The 20,094-nt window shown below is 44.1% G+C and carries 19 protein-coding genes and 2 tRNA genes; 10 read left to right on the top strand and 11 right to left on the bottom strand.

The features are described 5' to 3' along the window. Entirely contained in the window at nt 1-2,352 is a 2,352-nt protein-coding gene (locus tag NQU59_RS04690; protein WP_257065224.1) for a Tex family protein, read from the bottom strand. A 395-nt stretch (nt 2,353-2,747) separates the two neighbouring features. Here NQU59_RS04690 and ompR point away from each other — a divergent pair, with 395 nt between their 5' ends. The 3 genes from ompR (at nt 2,748) to NQU59_RS04675 (ending at nt 6,795) form a co-directional block, all read left to right on the top strand. After that, a complete protein-coding gene (gene ompR / locus NQU59_RS04685) occupies nt 2,748-3,512 on the top strand; it encodes an osmolarity response regulator transcription factor OmpR (RefSeq protein ID WP_004657337.1) in 765 nt (254 codons plus the stop codon). 17 nt (nt 3,513-3,529) lie between these two features. Then, entirely contained in the window at nt 3,530-4,987 is a 1,458-nt protein-coding gene (locus NQU59_RS04680) for an ATP-binding protein (RefSeq protein ID WP_005238291.1), read from the top strand. A gap of 293 nt (nt 4,988-5,280) precedes the next feature. Continuing rightward, nucleotides 5,281-6,795: an acetyl-CoA hydrolase/transferase family protein gene (locus NQU59_RS04675; protein ID WP_257066159.1), complete on the top strand. Its 1,515-nt coding sequence runs from the start codon at nt 5,281-5,283 to the stop codon at nt 6,793-6,795. Between the two features lie 47 nt (nt 6,796-6,842). On the opposite strand, the gene NQU59_RS04670 is transcribed toward NQU59_RS04675, so the two are convergent. The 4 genes from NQU59_RS04670 to NQU59_RS04655 form a co-directional block, all read right to left on the bottom strand. Further along, a complete protein-coding gene (locus NQU59_RS04670; RefSeq protein ID WP_257065223.1) occupies nt 6,843-7,580 on the bottom strand; it encodes a class I SAM-dependent methyltransferase in 738 nt (245 codons plus the stop codon). Nucleotides 7,581-7,678: 98 nt separating this feature from the next. Continuing rightward, a tRNA-Phe gene (locus tag NQU59_RS04665) sits at nt 7,679-7,754 on the bottom strand. Nucleotides 7,755-7,894: 140 nt separating this feature from the next. After that, a tRNA-Phe gene (locus NQU59_RS04660) sits at nt 7,895-7,970 on the bottom strand. A gap of 110 nt (nt 7,971-8,080) precedes the next feature. Further along, nucleotides 8,081-8,458: a GNAT family N-acetyltransferase gene (locus tag NQU59_RS04655; protein WP_005238285.1), complete on the bottom strand. Its 378-nt coding sequence runs from the start codon at nt 8,456-8,458 to the stop codon at nt 8,081-8,083. 104 nt (nt 8,459-8,562) lie between these two features. Here NQU59_RS04655 and hisB point away from each other — a divergent pair, with 104 nt between their 5' ends. The 5 genes from hisB (at nt 8,563) to hisA (ending at nt 12,041) form a co-directional block, all read left to right on the top strand. Continuing rightward, nucleotides 8,563-9,156: an imidazoleglycerol-phosphate dehydratase HisB gene (gene hisB, locus NQU59_RS04650; RefSeq protein ID WP_000194096.1), complete on the top strand. Its 594-nt coding sequence runs from the start codon at nt 8,563-8,565 to the stop codon at nt 9,154-9,156. Beyond that, a complete protein-coding gene (gene hisH, locus NQU59_RS04645; RefSeq protein WP_257065222.1) occupies nt 9,156-9,773 on the top strand; it encodes an imidazole glycerol phosphate synthase subunit HisH in 618 nt (205 codons plus the stop codon). The genes hisB and hisH overlap by 1 nt, the downstream gene beginning before the upstream one ends. Before the next feature lie 174 nt (nt 9,774-9,947). After that, on the top strand, nt 9,948-10,481 hold the full coding sequence (locus tag NQU59_RS04640; protein WP_005275728.1) for a DUF805 domain-containing protein: 534 nt from the start codon (nt 9,948-9,950) through the stop codon (nt 10,479-10,481). 90 nt (nt 10,482-10,571) lie between these two features. Beyond that, entirely contained in the window at nt 10,572-11,243 is a 672-nt protein-coding gene (locus tag NQU59_RS04635) for a 3'-5' exonuclease (protein WP_257066157.1), read from the top strand. Nucleotides 11,244-11,309: 66 nt separating this feature from the next. Next, the gene (gene hisA / locus NQU59_RS04630) at nt 11,310-12,041 is read left to right on the top strand and encodes a 1-(5-phosphoribosyl)-5-[(5-phosphoribosylamino)methylideneamino]imidazole-4-carboxamide isomerase (protein WP_005238277.1); all 732 of its coding nucleotides are present in this window, start codon (nt 11,310-11,312) and stop codon (nt 12,039-12,041) included. 44 nt (nt 12,042-12,085) lie between these two features. Here hisA and NQU59_RS04625 read toward each other — a convergent pair whose 3' ends face one another. After that, complete coding sequence (locus tag NQU59_RS04625; RefSeq protein WP_257065221.1) at nt 12,086-12,637, bottom strand: helix-turn-helix domain-containing protein; 552 nt, start codon at nt 12,635-12,637, stop codon at nt 12,086-12,088. Between the two features lie 96 nt (nt 12,638-12,733). Here NQU59_RS04625 and NQU59_RS04620 point away from each other — a divergent pair, with 96 nt between their 5' ends. Further along, on the top strand, nt 12,734-13,642 hold the full coding sequence (locus NQU59_RS04620) for a DMT family transporter (RefSeq protein ID WP_257065220.1): 909 nt from the start codon (nt 12,734-12,736) through the stop codon (nt 13,640-13,642). Nucleotides 13,643-13,696: 54 nt separating this feature from the next. Here the strand turns inward: NQU59_RS04620 and NQU59_RS04615 are convergent, their stop codons facing one another. Continuing rightward, the gene (locus NQU59_RS04615) at nt 13,697-14,956 is read right to left on the bottom strand and encodes a monooxygenase (protein WP_257065219.1); all 1,260 of its coding nucleotides are present in this window, start codon (nt 14,954-14,956) and stop codon (nt 13,697-13,699) included. A 12-nt stretch (nt 14,957-14,968) separates the two neighbouring features. Then, nucleotides 14,969-16,219: an SfnB family sulfur acquisition oxidoreductase gene (locus NQU59_RS04610; protein ID WP_257065218.1), complete on the bottom strand. Its 1,251-nt coding sequence runs from the start codon at nt 16,217-16,219 to the stop codon at nt 14,969-14,971. A 351-nt stretch (nt 16,220-16,570) separates the two neighbouring features. On the opposite strand from NQU59_RS04610, the gene NQU59_RS04605 reads away from it, so the two are divergent. Then, nucleotides 16,571-17,971, top strand: a complete 1,401-nt coding sequence (locus tag NQU59_RS04605) for an LLM class flavin-dependent oxidoreductase (RefSeq protein ID WP_257065217.1) — start codon at nt 16,571-16,573, stop codon at nt 17,969-17,971. Between the two features lie 33 nt (nt 17,972-18,004). Here the strand turns inward: NQU59_RS04605 and NQU59_RS04600 are convergent, their stop codons facing one another. Genes NQU59_RS04600 through NQU59_RS04590 form a run of 3 tightly spaced genes read right to left on the bottom strand, consistent with a single transcriptional unit; the run spans nt 18,005 to nt 20,000 of the window. Then, nucleotides 18,005-18,400: a DUF4870 family protein gene (locus NQU59_RS04600; RefSeq protein WP_005238265.1), complete on the bottom strand. Its 396-nt coding sequence runs from the start codon at nt 18,398-18,400 to the stop codon at nt 18,005-18,007. 22 nt (nt 18,401-18,422) lie between these two features. Then, nucleotides 18,423-19,040, bottom strand: coding sequence for a DUF1294 domain-containing protein (locus NQU59_RS04595; protein ID WP_257065216.1), 618 nt, complete (start codon nt 19,038-19,040; stop codon nt 18,423-18,425). A 9-nt stretch (nt 19,041-19,049) separates the two neighbouring features. Beyond that, the gene (locus NQU59_RS04590) at nt 19,050-20,000 is read right to left on the bottom strand and encodes a homoserine kinase (RefSeq protein ID WP_005238261.1); all 951 of its coding nucleotides are present in this window, start codon (nt 19,998-20,000) and stop codon (nt 19,050-19,052) included. Between the last annotated feature and the right edge of the window lie 94 nt (nt 20,001-20,094).

The following is a 20,094-nucleotide window of genomic DNA, read 5'->3' as shown; positions in this document are numbered from 1 at the left end:
TTATTTAGAACCTTTAATCCCTGCTTGTAATAACAAGGCACCTAAACCACCAATTTTTTGCTCTTGTGGTTTTTCAGATTTTGGCTTGTGCTGTTGCGGACGTTTATCCCCATCTTTACGTGGCGGACGTTGACCTTGTGGCTTACGCTCTGAACGTTCAGTACGATCTTGCGGTGGACGCTGCGAGCGAGCCGCCTTGGCTGGTGCAGCACCTTCGGCACGCATACTCAAATTCACGCGGTTACGTTCCACATCGACCTGCATGACACGGACTTGTACGATTTGACCTGGTTTGACCACTTTATGTGGATCAGCTACAAATTCATTTGCCAATTCAGAAATATGCACCAAACCATCTTGATGTACGCCCACATCGACGAATGCACCGAAGTTGGTGACATTGGTCACTACACCTTCAAGCTGTAGGCCTTCAGTCAACTGCGCAACTTCGGTAATGTCTTCACGGAATTTTGCAGTACGGAATTCTGGACGTGGATCACGACCCGGCTTTTCCAATTCAGCTAGAACATCTTGAATGGTTGGTAAACCAAATTTGTCATCGACAAATTCATCGGCTTTGACTTGGCGAATGATCTCAGTATTACCAATAATGTCTTTCACCGTTGTCGCTTTTGCTGCAACAATTTTTTCGACCAAACCATAACTTTCAGGATGAACAGCTGAAGCATCTAATGGCTCTGAACCATTTTGAACACGCAAGAAGCCCGCAGATTGTTCAAAAGTACGCTCACCTAAACGGGGTACTTTTTTCAATGCCTGACGGTTATCAAAACGACCATTTTCTTTACGGTATTCAACAATTTGCTGAGCAATCGACTTATTCAGACCCGCAATATAGGCCAAGATCGCAGGTGAGGCAGTATTCACGTCCACCCCCACGGCATTCACACAGTCTTCAACCACCGCATCCAATGTTTTTGCGAGACCAGTTTGGTTGACGTCATGTTGATATTGACCCACACCAATTGATTTTGGATCGATTTTTACCAGTTCTGCCAACGGATCTTGTAAACGGCGTGCAATTGACACTGCACCACGAATCGATACATCCAGTTCAGGAAGCTCTTGTGAGGCCAGTTCACTTGCCGAATAAACCGATGCACCCGCTTCACTTACTGTAATACGCGTCAATTTGAGATCAGGATTGGCTGCCATCATTTCTGCAATCAATGCTTCGGTTTCACGACTTGCCGTTCCGTTACCAATCGCAATAAGTTCCACGTGGAACTCTCTGCATAAACGTGCAAGTTCCGCAAGTGAACCTTCTTTATCTTCTTTTGGTGCAAATGGATAGATGGTGCTATGTGCCAAGACATCGCCAGCATCGCTCACCACAGCAAGCTTTACACCTGTACGAATACCAGGGTCCACACCTAAGGTAGTACGGCTACCCGCAGGTGCGGAAAGTAATAAATGACGTAGGTTTTCAGCAAACACATCCATGGCTTCAGCTTCAGCAGCCAAACGTTTGTCGGTTAATAATGAATGTTCGATTTGTGGACGAATCTTACCCAACCAGAATAGTTTTGCGGTCTGTTTTAAATAATCCTGACGGCTTTGGGGTTGAGTTTGTTCAAGATTATATTCAGTCTCAATGCGAGCTAAAGGCGCTTCATCTTCGCCATCCACTTTCAAGCCCAAGACATTTTCTTGACGACCACGCAACATCGCCAACAAACGATGTGATGGCACTTTGTTCAGGTTTTCTGAAAACTCGAAATAATCACGGAACTTTTTGCCGACTTCTTTTTTCTCATCAGAAGCCACTGTACTTTTCAATACCGCAGTTTTAGCAAAAGTTTGTTTTAATTCAGTAGTTAAAGCAATATTTTGTGCCCAGTCATCAATCAGGATATGCTGAATTGCATCAAGCTGGCTTTCAACATCTGGATACTCTTCGTGGCTAAAGCCAGCCAAAGCTTCAGTTGGATCAACTTGCTCGCTAATAATTTTCTCAGCAATCGCACCCAGCCCTGCTTCTTTCGCTTTAAATGATTTACTGGTGCGTTTTGGACGGTATGGCGCATAAATTTCTTCTAATGCATTTTTGGTTTCTGCTGCATTCACACGCGCTAATAAATCATCGTTTAATTTATCTTGTTCTTGTAAAGATTGGATTACCTTCTCACGACGCTCATATAAATCACGTAAATAAGTTAAACGTGTATCGAGTTGACGTAATTGCGTATCGTCTAAGCCTTGCGTGACTTCTTTACGGTAACGTGCAATAAAAGGAACGCTGGCACCTTCATCAATTAAACGAATAGCAGCTTCTACTTGGTTTGGACGTACGGCAAGTTCATTTGCCAACTGCTGAACTAAGTCAGTCATCGTGATTGATTCCACAAGGGTTAAGTCTAAAAGCACTGATTATAAAGTTCATGGCTATAAAATCCACCATTGTTTTTTTGAATATTGTGTTTTAATCCTGTTTAACTTTTATTCAGCCCAGCAGAATTGTCGATTCAGTACCCAGCGCGCGCAAAAATCTCAGTCCTCAATCTTTTATGCAAATCTTTGAATGTTTCTAAAATACCAAGTTTTTTTCGCCTAAATATTGATAAATAGGTTGATTGTCATCATTTTGCCTGTATATATTTGGTATCTATCTCTTGATTTTATTGGCAATATTTGTTGCTTTATAACATAGCCAAAACTGTGCAATGAATCGTATACTTCTTTGCATTGCTGAAAGACGATGACAATAAACGATAAAGGAGCACATCATGAGTTTAGTTGTACCTGCTGAATCGACGGAAACCGTACACCATGAGACAGACCGAGTCGAACGCATTTTAGTGGTCGATGACGATGTGCGCTTGCGTACGCTTTTACAACGCTTCCTCGAAGATAAAGGTTTCGTGGTAAAAACTGCTCATGATGCAACACAAATGGACCGTTTACTGCAACGTGAACTGTTCTCGCTTATTGTGCTTGATTTCATGCTTCCCGTCGAAGATGGTTTAAGCATTTGCCGCCGTCTACGCCAATCCAATATCGATACACCAATCATTATGCTCACCGCTCGCGGTAGCGACTCTGACCGTATTGCAGGTTTAGAGGCGGGTGCTGACGATTACTTACCAAAACCGTTTAATCCGAACGAATTGCTGGCTCGTATCCGTGCAGTATTACGTCGTCAAGTTCGTGAAGTTCCAGGTGCACCAAGCCAACAAGTTGAAGTGGTCAGCTTTGGCCCCTGGTCTTTAGATCTATCCACGCGTACATTGACCCGTGAAGGTCAGGTGGTTACGCTAACAACAGGCGAGTTTGCCGTTCTGAAAGCTCTGGTTCAACATCCACGTGAACCGTTAACACGTGACAAACTGATGAATTTGGCACGTGGCCGTGAATGGGGTGCAATGGAGCGTTCAATTGACGTCCAAGTCTCTCGTTTACGTCGTTTAATTGAAGATAACCCTGCTCGTGCGCGCTATATCCAAACCGTTTGGGGTGTAGGCTACGTTTTTGTTCCAGATGGCGCAGAATAAGCTTAGGAAATTAAACGTTGAAACTTGAACCCATTGATCCACAAGAATTTACTGACTTCGCGGCTTATTCAGAAAGGCCTCGAACCCAATGGGAACGTTTTTTAGATAAAATCAAACCACGTTCCGCAGCCATGCGTACCACCATTTTGGTACTGTTCATGGTGTTCTTTAGTCTTTTTATGTCCTTGTGGTTCTTTTGGCGAACCCTCTATCTTCCAGAACTGCAGCAACATGCCCGTTATCTGGCGATTGAATTAGAACTGGTCAATAATCCAGACATCCGTATCCTGCATCGTGATAATGAAGTGGATGTCGACACGTGGCTCAAAAATCGGATTGGTATTGAATATATTACCGATCCAGCCGAATTCCCAAAAGTTGAAGACAAATTCCTCGCAGAACTGTTTACCAATCAGATTGAACAGAAGCTAGCTAACGAACTTGGTGTCAAAGACGTTACTGTTTATTTTAAATTTAAACCGATTCCTCGAATCTGGATTCAAACCCCGGAAATGAATGGTAACTGGGTACGAGAACCATTAAAAACCTATACCAACTATAGTGTTGAGCTGATCGCAGGTTGGCTCTTTGGTGTCCCAATTGTCTCTTCCATTATTATTTTAATTTTGGTTCGTCAAATGAACCGACCTTTGCGTCGCTTACAAAATACGGCCAATAATTACAGTAAGACAGGTAAAGCGCCTTATTTAGATACCAATCATGGTCCACTCGAAATCCGTCAGGTGAACCAAGCCTTTAACCACATGGTCTATACACTAGAGCAAACCGAACGTGATCGTCAGATTATGCTGGCAGGGATCTCGCATGACTTACGCACGCCACTTACGCGGATTCGTTTAACTGCTGAAATGCTCCCCGATGAGTTTTTCCGTGAAGGGCTGATTTACGATGTGGATGATATGGATGCAATTCTGAATCAGTTCATTTCCTATATGCGTGATGGTTCAGATGAAGAACTCACAGAGACCAATCTGAATACCCTATTGCAAGAACTGGTGGTGCAATTCAAACCACTGGATATTCGTTTTGAAGCACAAGAGTTACCGATCATTCCTGCACGTAGCTTGTCTTTAAAACGCCTGATTGCCAATCTGGTCAATAATGCCAAACGTTATGGTGCAGAACCGATTGAATTATCGGCCAGTCATGTCGACGACCATATTCTGATTACGGTAGCCGATCATGGCGAAGGGATTCCACCCGATCAGGTAGAAGAGTTAATGCAACCTTTTGTTCGTGGCAACTCAGCACGAACAATTCAAGGGAGTGGCCTGGGCCTAGCCATCGTGAAACGTATTGTAGATATTCATCAGGGGCAGATCAGCATCCGTAACCGTGATCAAGGTGGCCTAGAGGTGGTAATTTCTCTACCGATTCATGCTGCGACGCCTAGCGATGAACCACAAAATAATGCGATTGATAAGATCAAGCAAACCCTAACGGGGCATTTTTAAAGTTAGCTGATCAGCCGCGTCTGTCATACCTGTTCGACTAAAGTCTGCAATCCAATGAATGCCGGATTGATAGCTTTGATTCGGTTTGCTGCTGATTCAAATCAAACAAACGCCCTGCCCTAAAGTGTCTTTCCTGTATAAATTCAAGCAAATATCACACAGAAAATAAGCAACTGAAAAGCAGGTGAATAAAGCGTATGCAGCTGTATTAGACCTTAGCCTTATTTCAATTCACTTTTCATGTTTTAGCGCTAAAATCCATAGCCAATGAAAAGCAATATTGAGAATGGATGATGTCTTTAAGTCGTATTCGTCTTGCAGCACTGCATGACAAAGTGATGAGTGCAGAGCAGGCAGCTCAGTTTATTAAAAATGATATGACGGTCGGTATGAGCGGTTTTACCCGTGCGGGCGAAGCCAAAGCAGTCCCACAAGCCTTGGTTGAACAAGCTAAAAAAAATCCGTTAAAAATCACATTAATTACCGGTGCAAGCCTCGGCAACGACTTAGACAAACAATTGACGGAAGCAGGTGTGCTTGCGCGTCGTATGCCATTCCAAGTCGACAATACCTTACGTCGTGCCATTAACAACGGCGAAGTAATGTTTATTGACCAGCATTTGTCCGAGACCGTTGAACAAATGCGTAATCAACAATTGAAACGCCCAGATGTGGCCGTGATTGAAGCAGTTGCGATTACTGAAGACGGTCACATCGTCCCAACTACCTCTGTTGGTAACTCAGCGAGTTTTGCCATTTTTGCCGAAAAAGTCATTGTTGAAATCAATACCTCACTCAGCGAAAACTTTGAAGGCTTACACGATATTTACATCCCCACTTATCGCCCAACCCGTACCCCGTTGCCTTTAACGCAAGTAGATGATCGTATTGGCTCAACAGCGATTCCAATTGATCCAGCAAAAATCGTGGGTATCGTCTTTAACGATACAGCTGATTCACCTTCAACCGTAACGGCACCTGATGCCGAGACTCAGGGTATTGCCAACCACCTGATCAAGTTCTTTGAACAGGAAGTCGCTGCAGGTCGTTTAGCGAAAAACCTTGGCCCATTACAAGCAGGAATTGGCTCAATTGCCAATGCAGTGCTTACTGGCCTGAAAGATTCAAATTTTGAAGATCTGGTCATGTATTCAGAAGTTCTTCAAGACTGTACCTTTGAATTGATTGACGCAGGTAAGATGAAATTCGCTTCTGGTAGCTCTATTACTTTATCGGCTCAATGTGGCGAACGTGTTTTTGGCAATCTTGAAAATTACAAAGACAAATTGGTGTTACGCCCGCAAGAAATTTCAAACCATCCTGAAATTGTGCGTCGTCTAGGCATTATCGGCATTAATACTGCACTTGAGTTTGACATCTATGGCAACGTGAACTCAACCCACGTTTGCGCTACCAAAATGATGAATGGTATCGGGGGTTCAGGTGACTTTGCCCGTAATGCACATCTTGCGATCTTCGTGACCAAATCCATTGCCAAAGGTGGTGATATCTCATCAATCGTGCCAATGGTGAGCCATGTTGACCACAATGAGCATGATGTTGACATTTTAGTGACTGAAGTCGGGCTTGCTGACTTACGTGGCCTAGCACCACGTGAACGTGCGCGTGTGATTATCGATAACTGTGTGCATCCATTGTATCAAGGCGCACTCAACGATTACTTTGACCGTGCGTGTGAACGTGGCGGACATACCCCACACATTCTTCGTGAAGCATTGTCGTGGCATGCCAACTTTGAAGAAACAGGTCATATGCTAGCACGTGTGGATATTGCTAAATCGGCATAATCCCCTCTCTTCATAAAAAGCATGCTTCGGCATGCTTTTTTATTTTCCTATCCTGAAGTAGTTAGGCGCCCGACTCTGAGCAAAATTGGAAAGGTGACTCCAATGGGTTGCTGTTGCTGTAACAGCCCCTGTAAGCTCAGCAATGGGCTCTCATGCTGTTGATCTTGGTAATGCTTTACCGCAGACCAGGTATTTAAATAATCCCACAACTGCGGTCCTGTCCAGCTTAACTCGATCTGGAACTGCGGCATGCTGATTTCCTCAAAGGGAAATGGAATCGTTTGATAACATTCATCAATATAACGCCGCTCCACATCCCAAAAGCCCTTTAAAGTATGATGATAGAGCTGATCGATTCGCTGATTTAGATCTGTATCATCTAACTGGATTAAGCCATAACCAATCACTGCAAAAAGACCATCTGCTTTCAGTGTTCGCTTAACTTCTGCATAGAATTTTTCAAAATCAAACCAGTGAATCGCCTGTGCGACGGTGATCAAATCAAAATATCGATCAGGGAAAACGCTGTGTTCTGCGGCTTGTTGTAAATAGCTAACATTACTTAAGGCAGGCGCTTGATCGAGCTGGTTCTGGCTCAGGTCAGTTGCAATCACCTGTTGAAAATACGGTGCAATTAGCCGCGTTAATTGTCCTGAACCTGCGCCACAGTCCCACGTACAGTCAAAACCTTTGAGCTGTTTAATTAAGCTGTCTATGAGCGATTGTGGATAAGTCGGTCGCGCCTGTTGATAAAGTTCACTTTGCGCCGAAAACAGATCTTTCATGCGATGTTATTCTTCAATTCTTCTACTTGGCCCCAATATAGCAAAATATTGAAGCAATAAAAAAAAGCCCCAAACTTTCGTTTGAGGCTTTTTGAATATGGTGGCGAGACCCAGGATCGAACTGGGGACACACGGATTTTCAATCCGTTGCTCTACCTACTGAGCTATCACGCCAATGGGGTGTATTAAGCCGTATCTCAGGGCAATAGTCAATAATTATCATGAGCTTTTGATTTGAATGCACATTTTTCACGCAATCAATTTTAAGGCAAAAAAAATCCCTGATGGGATCAGGGATTGAAAATACAAATTTATGGTGGCGAGACCCAGGATCGAACTGGGGACACACGGATTTTCAATCCGTTGCTCTACCTACTGAGCTATCACGCCAAAGTGGGCGTATTAAACAATGTTTGCCTAAGCCCGTCAAGCAAATTTGTGAGTTTTTCTCTTAAACGCTTAATTTTGCTGCAAAGGAGCAAGTAATACCCGATTAAGGCTTAGATTTTGCCAATATGCGATAAACAGCGATGGATGGCCCCACAACCCGGTTCAAACTGTTTAACCCCTTGCTCTTCTTCCATACGGCATACTTCTTCAACCAAGCGTTCTGCCACCCCACGCCCGCGATTGGCAGGATGTACCACAATATATTCCAAAACACGGCTTTCACCTTGTCCTGTTGCCCAAATTGCACCTATAATTTTGGTGTTAAATTCAGCAGTATAAACTGTGGTATATTGCTGTAGATTTTGTTCAAGTTGTTCCATTGCATCTTGCCCATCGCCAAACTCTGGGCTGGTATCGTAAAGTCGCTCGAGCTGAGTACGAATCCCTGAATCTTCCAGAGAACTGTAAGCATGTACGGTAATAGGCATTGATTAACCCTCCTGAGCAAACTATGATGCTGTCACTTTTTCGTCACAGCGAAACTATCGGTTTTTAATTCAATCATTTTTGACGTTTTTTGAGGAACGTGTCCATGACGCAACGTATCAGTGAAGTGGTAAGAAATACCAACGAAACAAAAATTCGAGTTCGTCTCAATCTCGATGGTACTGGTCAAGGCACACTCAACACTGGAGTTCCATTTTTAGACCATATGATTGATCAAATCAAGCGCCATGGTCTATTTGATATCGATATTCATTGTGATGGCGATCTGGAAATCGATGACCATCACACCGTTGAAGATTGCGGAATTACCTTGGGACAAGCCTTTGCACAAGCTTTGGGCGATAAAAAAGGCTTACGTCGCTATGGTCATTTCTATGCACCGCTAGATGAAGCATTGTCTCGTGTGGTGGTGGATCTGTCTGGTCGTCCAGGCTTATTCATGGATATTCCATTTACCCGTGCCCGGATCGGTACGTTTGATGTCGATTTATTTTCAGAGTTCTTCCAAGGTTTTGTCAATCACGCACTGATGACATTGCATATTGATAACCTAAAAGGCAAAAACAGTCACCACCAGATTGAAAGTGTATTTAAAGCCTTGGCACGTGCATTGCGTATGGCCTGTGAAATTGATCCACGAGCAGAAAACACCATTGCTTCAACCAAAGGTAGTTTGTAATGACCCGGATTGCTTTACTTGATTATGGCATGGGTAACCTGCACTCTGCGGCAAAAGCGCTGGAGCATGTCGGGGCGACAGTAGACGTGACCAATGATCCTAAACTCATTGCCAAAGCTGATAAGATTGTGTTTCCAGGTGTAGGCGCAATGCGTGACTGCATGCAAGGTATGCGTGAAGCAGGTATTGATGAGGTGGTGCGTCAGGCAGCCTTCAACAAGCCTGTTCTGGCAATTTGTGTAGGTATGCAAGCACTACTGCAAAGCTCGGAAGAAAATGGCGGTGTTGATGCGCTTGGTATTTTCGATGGTGTGGTTAAACATTTCCCTGAAATTCCGAATTTAAAAGTGCCACACATGGGCTGGAACCAGGTGCATCAACTTGATCCAAGTCATCCGATGTGGAATAACATTGAGCAAGATGCGCGTTTCTATTTTGTGCATAGCTATTATGTCGAGCCTAAAGATGTAGCTGTTACCGCTGCAACTTGCAATTATGGTCTAAATTTCTGCACCGCGATTCACAAAGACAATTTGTTTGCGACCCAGTTCCATCCTGAAAAAAGTCATACCGCTGGTTTGCAGTTGTTAAAGAATTTTGTGGAATGGAAGATTTAACTTTCTACTAGAACCCAAAACCATCGATCCAAAATCAAGCCAATCAATATTGGCTTGATTTTTTTAATTCTTCTTTTCTATTTATTTTCAATACTATTTTGCTTATCATGCAAGCGATTTGAATAAAAACCAAACAGCGTATCCTTAAAAAATTAATCAATATAGGAACTTAAAATGACCGCTAATTTTCAAGCAAATGATTCAGGTTTTAGCGCAAATGGGCGTTTTGGCAGACTCTCTTATTTAGGCTGGAATATGCTCCTTGGACTTTCCATGTTGGTCCTTGGTATTATTGCTGCGATCTTCATGCCGGCGTTTAGTAATTCTTCTACAGGTATTTTGGTCTACCTCTTAGGTGGCGTTTTTATCATTATTTATATCGCTGTCCTTTACTACAGTTTTATTTTCTCTATCCGTCGCCTACATGATCGAAATCAAACAGGATGGTTATCACTTTTAATGCTAATTCCACTGGTGAATTTCTTGTTTTTTATTTATTTAAGTTGTGCAAAAGGAGATGAGAATACAAATAATTATGGCGCTCCCCGTATTACACAGGGCTGGGAAAAAGTTTTAGCCTGGATCTACATCATCCTGATCCCAATTAGTATGTTAATTCTCGCAGCGACTGCCATTCCTGCTTACCAAAGTTACATCCAGAAAAGTCAGCAACTGCAATTTGAACAGCAACATCCTTATGCCGAATAAATATTTCACAGGACAATAAGCCAAGTATTCTCACTTGGCTTTTACATTTGGATAAAACCGTTTAAGCTCAAATAAATGACTTGGGTTTTAATGCAGATGGATACACCCCAACACCTCGCCCTCCCTGTAACCAAAGAATACATCCGGACTTTGCCTGTATTTCCAAACCTCACCGCTGAAAACATTCTGGTCATCCAAACCCTTGAGCAATGTCTGGCACTGCAAGCTGAACTCGATGCCATCCGGATCTTTGGTTTCGACACCGAGTCTAAACCCACCTTTAAAGTCGGTGAACAATCGACAGGCCCTCACCTGATCCAGCTTGCGACACCGCATAAAGCTTATTTGTTTCAGGTTAGTGCTGAAATTTTGGATTTTCTTCGTCCCATTCTCGAAAATGAACAACAACTCAAAGTCGGTTTTGGGTTGAAAAATGATGCCCATATCTTTCGTCGTAAAGGCATTCATCCCAATGCCATGCTTGATCTCTCCAAGAGCTTTGCAAGTTTTGGTTATCGCAGCCAAGTCGGTACTCAAACGGCAATCGCTCTCCTATTCCAGCGCTATTTCGCCAAGAGTAAAAAAATCAGTACATCCAACTGGTCTGTTAACTATCTGAGTCCGCAACAAATCCATTATGCCGCAGCAGATGCCTACGCTGCGCGACTGTGCTTTGAGCAACTGTATCAGCAACAATTGCTGACGCCTCAATTACAACAACAAATCATGCAAATACTGGCAGGTTCAGCAGACAAGGCTTAGCGATTGATCAATACTTTGCTAATATGTAGCCAATTTAAACTCTATGATGATGCAAGGAGCGAAAGCATGCTAATCATCCCAGCAATTGACCTGAAAGATGGTAAATGTGTCCGTTTGAAGCAAGGACGTATGGAGGACGATACCGTTTTCTCTGAAGACCCTGTAGCAACTGCACAGCATTGGGTGGATGAAGGCGCACGTCGTTTACATTTAGTCGATTTAAATGGTGCTTTCGCAGGTACGCCAATTCACAAACCCGTGGTCGAAGCAATTGCACGTGCACAACCTGAACTTCCAATTCAGATTGGGGGTGGTATCCGTTCGCTTGAAACCATCGAACACTATTTGGAAGCGGGCGTTTCCTTTGTGATTATCGGCACCAAGGCGGTGAAAGAGCCTGAGTTTGTTGAAGAAGCATGTAAACGCTTCGCAGGCCATATCATTGTTGGTATTGATGCCATCAATGGCATGGTGGCAACCGATGGTTGGGCCAATGTTACTGATGTAAAAGCCACTGACCTTGCCAAACGTTTTGCAGATGCAGGTGTCTCCAGCATCGTGTATACCGATATTGCACGTGACGGCATGATGCAAGGTGTGAACGTGGAACAAACCGTGAACCTGGCCAACTATTCAGGTCTGCCTGTGATTGCTTCTGGCGGCGTCACCAATCTAGATGATGTACGTCATTTAAAAGGCAAAAAAGGTATTTTAGGTGCCATTACTGGTCGTGCTATCTATGAAGGCACATTGAACCTACGTGAAGCACAATTATTGCTGGATGAAGACCGCCTCTAAGCAGTTTGGTCTATGAAGTTACCTACACGGGTAACTTCTTTGCCTTAATACAGTACATTGCGAATAAATTTTAAAGGCTGTTTCGAACGGTTGGCATAACAATACTGAATAGAGCTCTCAAATAAAGTCGACTCGCCGGCCTGAAGCACACGATTTTCATGTTCAAACGAAATCGTCAACTCTCCCTCCACCACATAAATCAATTCCTGCCAACCTTTTTGATCTGGCTCAGCCTGATATACCTCACCCACAGCCAGCGACCATGTCCATAATTCAGCCTGTGTTCGAGTCGGCACCGCTGCCAAAAGTGTGGCATGGCTTTCAGCTTGTTGACCTTGCCACGCCAAGGTATTGACGATGGCAGATTCACTCAGCTCAGATGGGCTGACCAGCTTTTTAAAATCGACGGCTAATGCAATCGCAATTGCATCCAGCTTAGCCAGACTAATATTGACCTGTCCTGTTTCCAAAGCGGCTATGGTACGGCGACTGACGCCTGCTCGATCAGCCAAATCTTGCTGGCTGAGCTGACGTTCCGTACGAAAAAGACGAATATTCTGCCCAACATATTGCAATACGGTCTCTGAATGACTCATTCATTCCCACAGAGAAAATAAAAAACATGCGCAATATATTGCACAAAACCAATAAGCAATGCAATATGTGCAGTATATTGCACTTTACTCACAAGGATGGCTACATTGATCGCTTTATCTCAATCTCCTAAAGCCGCACAACTCGCACTTATTTTGATTACCATGATTTGGGGTGGCACTTTTTTAGCCGTCCAATATGCCCTGAATTTTAGTAGTCCGATGTTTTTTGTCGGCTGTCGTTTTGCAGTCGCGGCTTTGGCAATCTTTCTAATCTCGATTAAATCCATGCGTGGCCTAACCCTAAAAGAGAGCTTGGCTGGTACCGCCATCGGGATTGTGATTGCGATTGGTTATGGCACTCAAACCATCGGTCTGCAAAGCATCCTGAGTAGTGAGTCGGCTTTTTTAACGGCGCTGTATGTGCCCCTTGTCCCCATTCTGATGTGGGTGATTTTCCAAAAAATACCTTCTGTAATGACTTGGGTCGGCACGGCACTGGCCTTTACCGGTTTGGTCTTGTTAACCGGCAATGGCTTCTCCAGTATTAACTTTAGTTATGGACAAACGCTAACCTTGGTCTGTGCCTTTGTGATTGCACTGGAAATTATTCTGATTGGTTATTTTGCTGGGAAAGTCAATCTGAGACGGGTCACGGTGATTCAATTGGCGGTGGCCTCATTGCTATCATTTGCCAGTATGCCTTTGGTTGATGAACACCGTATCCCTGATTTTTCATGGGAATTGCTGATTATTGCCGTGGCATTAGGCTTAGCCAGTGCGTTAATTCAGTTTGTGATGAACTGGGCACAGCGTATGGTCGATCCAACCCGTGCTGCGATTATTTATGCGGGTGAACCGGTCTGGGCAGGTGTCATCGGTCGTATTGCAGGAGAACGTTTACCCTTATTGGCCTTGTTTGGAGGATTATTGGTGGTGCTTGGGGTCTTGGTCAGCGAATTAAAATTTAAATTCTTTGCGAAGCAACAACTGCCAGAAAATAAATAAATATCGGAAAACGCACAATAGTTTTCATTCAATACCACTACTGTGCGCTGATCACTAAACCGGGACTTGTTTTTGATTCGCCGCAACAGGACTATTGCCAATCTGCCAGACATAAGGCAAAGGTGCCTGATTCACTTCCCAGTCTCCAATCACTTTCTGTTTATACACCAATGGATTGTGTGAAGCGATCACACGGGCATTGCGCCAAAAACGGTCTAATTGCTTGTCGGTGCTACTGGCCGATGCCCCCAAGGCATTAAACAGCTCAGTGCTCAAATTGAGTACCAATTCCGCAATCACCACCTGACCTTGCGCCGATACTAATTCAGCATGCTCATTGGCCGCTAACTCCAGCTGTTGATCATTCTGAAAATGTTGTAAATACGCTGCATCTAAGGCTTCCGCAGTGTTAAGTGCAATAGTTTGCGCCGCATAAGCCTGTGCAGAAGCTTTACCAATCACTTGCAGGATTTGTGCATCGTCACGGACCAGACTGGCATTGCCATGACTATAGATTCGGGTTCGTTGACGCACTTCCTGCTTAAAGTTCTGTACTGCACTTTGCGCAATACCCGCCAGAGTCGCCAGATGGACCACTTGATAAAAGGCGGTTTGATATTTAAAGCGGTTTTCAAACACCAGAATATGATCTCGAGCAATCTCTACATTGTTTAAGCTCAGTGTACCGCTGCCCGTAGTTTTTTGCCCAAAGCCATCCCAATCATCCACAACATCAATGCCTTCAGCTTGAGTAGATACCGCCGCAATCACATGCTGATGAGTGGTTTCATCCAAAGCGAACAGATCAATCCAATCTGCAAAAATCGTACCTGTAGAATAATACTTCTGACCATTGATACGGAGTTTTCCATCCTGTGCTGCTGTCACTCGGGTCACGACATCGCCGATTTCGACTTGACCAATTTCGGTCCACGCATTCCCCACGATTTCACCACGGACAAAGCGCTCAAACCATTGCGTCTGTACTTCAGTTTTTTGTGCATTTAAACGGTCTTCGACAAAGGCAAAGTGCCCCCGTAAGGCCTGCACTACATTGGAGTCGGCCTGAGCTAGTTCAATTAATAACTGGAATAGTTGCTTTTGCGAAATACCATCACCACCAAAAGCGACTGGCACTCGTACCGCACCAAAGCCTGCTTGTTTTAACCATTGAATCGGTTCATAGGGCAGGATTCGATTTTTTTCCCGTGCTAAAGCGCCTTCCGCAATTCGTTCGAAGATCGGGCGGAACTTCGCCGCCACCTGCTCATAATGTGCACCCAAGGCAAGATTTTGATTACTTTGACTGGTCATAATACTGCCCTCTTAGCTCCAGGCATGACGTGGCAGTGCCACACCATTCAGATAATAATTACCCACCAGATTAAACTTCCAACGTACGGGATCATGTAGGGTATGGGTTCGTGCATTACGCCAATGCCGATCCAGATTCAACTCCGATAAGGTGGAACGGGTACCAGACAGCTCAAATAATTTATTGGCCGCCAACAATGCAATTTCAGTGGTCAGCACTTTCGATTCAGCCGTCAGTAAGGTCGCTTCGGCTACAGTGTCTTCAGTCGGATCTGCTAAAGCACGATCAATGGCTTCGCCTGCCAAGGCTAAAACCGCCTCGGCTGCACGCAGTTTAATTTTCAGTTCACCGATATTGCTAATGGTATAAGGGTCTTGGCTGGCATGTTCCACACCTGAGTCAATCCAAGGTCGGGCATGCTCACGCACATAGCGAATGGTTTCCTCAATGGCCCCACGTGCAATCCCTGCATCAACAGCGGATTGAATAATTTGTGAAATGGCACCTGCTGCGGTAGGACGTTCAAACGCCTGATGAATTGGAACAACGTATTTTAAATCGACTCGCACCTGATCCAGCTGCACGCTGCCACTGGCGGTGGTGCGCTGCCCGAAACTGCTCCAATCATTTACAATGGTCAATCCTGACGTATGTTGCGGCACCAATGCAGCAAATACTTTGCCATCATCACTGACCGCAACCACAGGAACCCAATGGGCCAACAAAGCCCCCGTGGCAAAGAATTTCTGACCATTAATCACCGCATAATCATCATGAAATTCAATTTTGGTGGTCAGATCTGCCACGGTTTTCGAGTTTTTCTCAGAAAATGCATTGCCTAAGCGCTTACCTTGCAGCACTTGTGTAAAGAAGAATTGCTGCTGTTCAAGTGAGGCATCCAAACGGATATGTTCTAAGAAGGCCCAATGATTTTGGGCAATTTGCCCTAAAGATGAATCTGCACTGGAAATAATGGTCACCACCTCAGCAAGAGTTTTATAACTCACCCCTGCACCCCCGAACTGTTTCGGAATATTGATGCCCCACAGACCAGAGGCTGAATATTGCTGGATTTCTTGCAAGGGCAGCTTGCGTTCATGATCACGCTGGGCGGCGCCTTTGGCAAAAGCAGCCGCTACGCGATGCGCCACAGCAATAGCTTCTTGATCTGAAGCAATCACATGTGCTGAAGTATTATTCAGATAAAAATCTGCTGGAATACTCTGTGCATCTTCCAGTTTTATTTCTATTTTTGAGGTCATTATAAATACTCATTTTTCAGTTATAAAAATAAACTAGCACTATTTTTATTGCCTATTTATAAGTTAAATTTAGAAACAAATCTTTTTATTTTAAATAACCTTCAGCTGCCACTTATTTTTAAAAATATTCATTTAAAATCAATAGATAAATAACATTTATAGAACTCCCCTCCACCAGAGCGCCCTCACTTTCATAAAAAATAACCTTTTGAATTTAATTAGAAATAACCACAAAAAATAAAAGATCGGCATCCAATTCAAAATATTCATGATAAACATTGATTTTTTATGATTAATCAATTCGATCTTTTTAATTAACATCAATAAAAAGCTTTAATTTAGTAAAAACCAATGACCAAGAAAATTAGATTTAATGCCTTTGAAATGAACTGTATTGCGCATCAATCACCTGGATTGTGGCGTCACCCTTTGGATCGCTCAACTGAATATAAAGATCTTGCGTATTGGACCGATTTGGCCAAAATCTTAGAGCGTGGCAAGTTTGATGGTGTGTTTATAGCCGATGTTTTAGGCATTTATGATGTTTACCATCAATCCGCTGAATATGCGCTCACAGGTGCTGTGCAAGTTCCGGTCAATGATCCTTTGCAAATCGTGCCTGCTATGGCAGCCGTGACCCAACATTTGGGCTTCGGCCTCACCACCTCGATTTCTTTTGAACACCCATATCCTTTTGCACGGCGCATGAGTACCTTGGATCATCTGACCAAAGGTCGTATCGGCTGGAATATTGTCACTTCCTACCTTGAAAGTGGTTCAAAAAACTTAGGTCTTCAAACCCAAGTCAGCCATGATCAACGTTATGACATCGCCGATGAATATTTAGAGGTTCTCTATAAGCTTTGGGAAGGCTCTTGGGAACAAGATGCGGTGTTGCGTGATAAAGAGCGCGGTATTTTTGCAGACCATCGTAAAGTCCATCCGATCAATCATCAAGGTCAGTATTTTAGCGTTCCCGGCATTCATATTTGCGAACCGTCACCGCAACGCACCCCTGTACTCTATCAAGCAGGTGCCTCTAGTCGCGGCCAGTTATTTGCCAGTCAAAATGCCGAATGTGTGTTTATTTCTGCCCCCACTAAAGCTGCCGTCAAAAAACTGGTACAAGGCATTCGGTCCAACCTAGTTGAACAAGGCAAAGATCCCCATTCGGTTTTAATCTACACCATGCTGTCGATTGTGGTGGATGAAAGCGATGCCAAGGCCCAAGCAAAATTTAAAGACTATCAGAGCTATGCCAGTTATCACGGTGGACTCACTTTAGCCTCGGGCTGGTCGGGTGTCGATTTTTCGCAATTCCATGCCGAAGACAAAGTTGAATATATTCATACCGATGCGATTCAATCGATGCTCGATTCTTATGTCAAAGCCGACCCCAATCGAGTTTGGACCATTGAAGAGATCGCCAAATTTATTAGTATCGGTGGCAATGGTCCGATACTGGTCGGCTCGGCTGCAACTGTGGCCGATCAACTGCAAGCATGGGCGGAAGAAACCGATATTGATGGCTTTAACTTGGCCTATATTTTGGCGCATCAAAGCTTTGAAGATGTGGTGGAATATTTGGTGCCTGAGTTGCAACAACGCGGTGTCTATGCAACTGAGTATGCTGCAGGAACACTACGTGAGAAACTGTTTGGTCAAGGTCCGCTACTGACAGAACCACACCGTGGGGCAGGCTATCGCTCTCTTTCAACAACGAAAGCCGTCAATCATCCAGAACTCGCTTAGTGCTTTACTGCCCCAAGCGAGTGCTGATCGATGTTAGTCTTGATACATCGGTTTATTGTCATTTAAGGCAATCAAGCCACGGATGGCACGATACACAATCCATACCCATGCCCCAAAAATCACGGCAAAGGCGAAAGTGGTTGCAGAAATCGCCACACCAGCAAAGGCAGTCTCATTGTCCCCTGTCAAGAACAGGAACGAGAACGGAATAAAGGCAATGATATTCCAAGCCAAATACCACCAGAAGGTGCGGATTTGCCAAGTAAAGTGACTTTCAAAAATTGAACCTTGTACGTCACTGCGTTTGACATAGTTGATGATCAAGGCAATGATCGCCAATAGACCACCGGTAAAAATCGCAATGATATAAAGCACATACAACACTAACGTTAACGTACGGTTTGGATCTTGATCAACGGAATAATTCATTTTTATTTATCTCCAAACTCCGTCAATAGAACACATTGAGCGGAGAAATTAGCCAACATATCAACAATATATGGAAGACTATGGTACAGAAATAAATCTTACCAAACGGTTGTTTTTGTGTTTTATGTCTCAGTTTTTGCTGCGCAAGCCAACCCCCACACCATCCTCCCAAAGAATCCACGATATGCAAAGTTTGTTCAGGAATACGCCGATTGCCCAATTGTGCCGCCTCTTTGTCTTGGGCATACAGCCAATAGCTCAACACATTCATCAAGCTGACAAACAATAAGGTATACGGCGGCAGTAATTTGCTAAGGCTGGCAATCACCATAAAGACGATATAAATCACAATCGCAATCTGCATCGCTGACCAAGGTTTAGAAGCCGTAGGCTTTACAGCTTTGGCTTTATGTTCAAACACTTGCGATGCTTTAAGATAAGTCGCCTGCTGAGCGCGATAACGACCACGCTCGTCCAGAATCACCACATACTCCACAGCACAGCCCACAATCGGTCGTGGCCCCGTACGAGCAAAGTCTTTAATATGAATAAAAACACGGTCTTTATGCGCATCATTCGGTTGAATAAAACCATAACCTTTGTCATCAAACCATTCAACTAAGCGACCTTGATCTCGCATCTCTGTTTCCTAAACTGTGATTCGTTGTAAACGGTCTTGCAACATCATACGCATTTGCAGCGGATCTTTTTGCAAAATGTCATCCCCTGTACGCCCCTGCTCGGCATTTTTCTGTGCCACTTGTAAACGCATGCTCCAGAAACGGCACGCCGCCATCGCCAAGAAAATGTTTAAACAGGCCAGCTCATCAGCGGTGAGCTGACGAATGCGTTGATAAGCCGAGAGAAAAGCATCTGCCTTGGCCTGATCTAAATGGGCTTGCGGATAGGCCGTACAGAAGTCATTGATACTGATCGCAATATCAAACAACCATTCATCCTGATTTAATTCATAAAAATCAAGAATACCTTGTAGTTGATCGCCTTCAAACAAGGTGTTATCTCTGAATAAATCCGAATGAATAAAACCCGTCGGACGATCAGGATGCTGTTGCGTGATCTGTGCAAACTGCTGGAACACCTGTGCCAATAGCGCCTGATCTTGCGCATTCATTTGCGGCTTGAGCTGTGTTGCAACCTCTGACCAGTACTGGTGATTACGATTAAAATCACGTTCTAAAGGAAAGTCCTGCAAAGCCAAATGCAATTTTGCCTGCGCCTGTGCAATCGCCTGAATTTGAACAAGGCTGGCATCTTCAGGATGCTCACCCATCAAGCGTGGTGCAATTTGCGCAGGCTTATCGGCAATAGTATGAATGGCCTGAGCACTATGCTTTAACGGCACCGCCACAGGCACACCTGCCTGACCCAAACAATCCAGTACAGGTACCAGTTCACCCGCACCTTCAGCATCTAATTCTTCAAAAACCGTTAAAACATAGTGTTTCTGTGATTGATCCACCAAAAAATAATTGGTGTTTTGAATACCGCCTTGGATTGGAATCAGGTCAATCACCGCTAAACCATACGGCTCAGCAAAGGCTTGAACTTCTTCTAAACTCAACGGGGTATAAACCGACATGGAAAACCTGCAAAAAATAGCTGTGAAGTTTGATAGAATACCTGTTCCCTCCATGAAGGTGTAGCACCCCTTTCTTTATTGGCGATTTTTTGGA

The organism is Acinetobacter colistiniresistens, from assembly GCF_024582815.1.
GTDB lineage: Bacteria > Pseudomonadota > Gammaproteobacteria > Pseudomonadales > Moraxellaceae > Acinetobacter.
This window is presented reverse-complemented; position numbering and strand designations above follow the sequence as displayed.

What these genes read in the sequence shown, in the direction of transcription:
- NQU59_RS04640 (WP_005275728.1), top strand. Translation starts at nt 9,948, where the DNA reads ATGACCGCTAATTTTCAAGCAAATGATTCAGGTTTTAGCGCAAATGGG.
- hisB (WP_000194096.1), top strand. Translation starts at nt 8,563, where the DNA reads ATGACGCAACGTATCAGTGAAGTGGTAAGAAATACCAACGAAACAAAA.
- ompR (WP_004657337.1), top strand. Translation starts at nt 2,748, where the DNA reads ATGAGTTTAGTTGTACCTGCTGAATCGACGGAAACCGTACACCATGAG.
- NQU59_RS04670 (WP_257065223.1), bottom strand. Translation starts at nt 7,580, where the DNA reads ATGAAAGATCTGTTTTCGGCGCAAAGTGAACTTTATCAACAGGCGCGA.
- NQU59_RS04590 (WP_005238261.1), bottom strand. Translation starts at nt 20,000, where the DNA reads ATGTCGGTTTATACCCCGTTGAGTTTAGAAGAAGTTCAAGCCTTTGCT.
- NQU59_RS04690 (WP_257065224.1), bottom strand. Translation starts at nt 2,352, where the DNA reads ATGACTGACTTAGTTCAGCAGTTGGCAAATGAACTTGCCGTACGTCCA.
- hisA (WP_005238277.1), top strand. Translation starts at nt 11,310, where the DNA reads ATGCTAATCATCCCAGCAATTGACCTGAAAGATGGTAAATGTGTCCGT.
- NQU59_RS04600 (WP_005238265.1), bottom strand. Translation starts at nt 18,400, where the DNA reads ATGAATTATTCCGTTGATCAAGATCCAAACCGTACGTTAACGTTAGTG.
- NQU59_RS04635 (WP_257066157.1), top strand. Translation starts at nt 10,572, where the DNA reads ATGCAGATGGATACACCCCAACACCTCGCCCTCCCTGTAACCAAAGAA.
- NQU59_RS04595 (WP_257065216.1), bottom strand. Translation starts at nt 19,040, where the DNA reads ATGCGAGATCAAGGTCGCTTAGTTGAATGGTTTGATGACAAAGGTTAT.
- NQU59_RS04675 (WP_257066159.1), top strand. Translation starts at nt 5,281, where the DNA reads ATGTCTTTAAGTCGTATTCGTCTTGCAGCACTGCATGACAAAGTGATG.
- NQU59_RS04625 (WP_257065221.1), bottom strand. Translation starts at nt 12,637, where the DNA reads ATGAGTCATTCAGAGACCGTATTGCAATATGTTGGGCAGAATATTCGT.
- NQU59_RS04655 (WP_005238285.1), bottom strand. Translation starts at nt 8,458, where the DNA reads ATGCCTATTACCGTACATGCTTACAGTTCTCTGGAAGATTCAGGGATT.
- hisH (WP_257065222.1), top strand. Translation starts at nt 9,156, where the DNA reads ATGACCCGGATTGCTTTACTTGATTATGGCATGGGTAACCTGCACTCT.
- NQU59_RS04620 (WP_257065220.1), top strand. Translation starts at nt 12,734, where the DNA reads ATGGCTACATTGATCGCTTTATCTCAATCTCCTAAAGCCGCACAACTC.
- NQU59_RS04605 (WP_257065217.1), top strand. Translation starts at nt 16,571, where the DNA reads ATGACCAAGAAAATTAGATTTAATGCCTTTGAAATGAACTGTATTGCG.
- NQU59_RS04610 (WP_257065218.1), bottom strand. Translation starts at nt 16,219, where the DNA reads ATGACCTCAAAAATAGAAATAAAACTGGAAGATGCACAGAGTATTCCA.
- NQU59_RS04615 (WP_257065219.1), bottom strand. Translation starts at nt 14,956, where the DNA reads ATGACCAGTCAAAGTAATCAAAATCTTGCCTTGGGTGCACATTATGAG.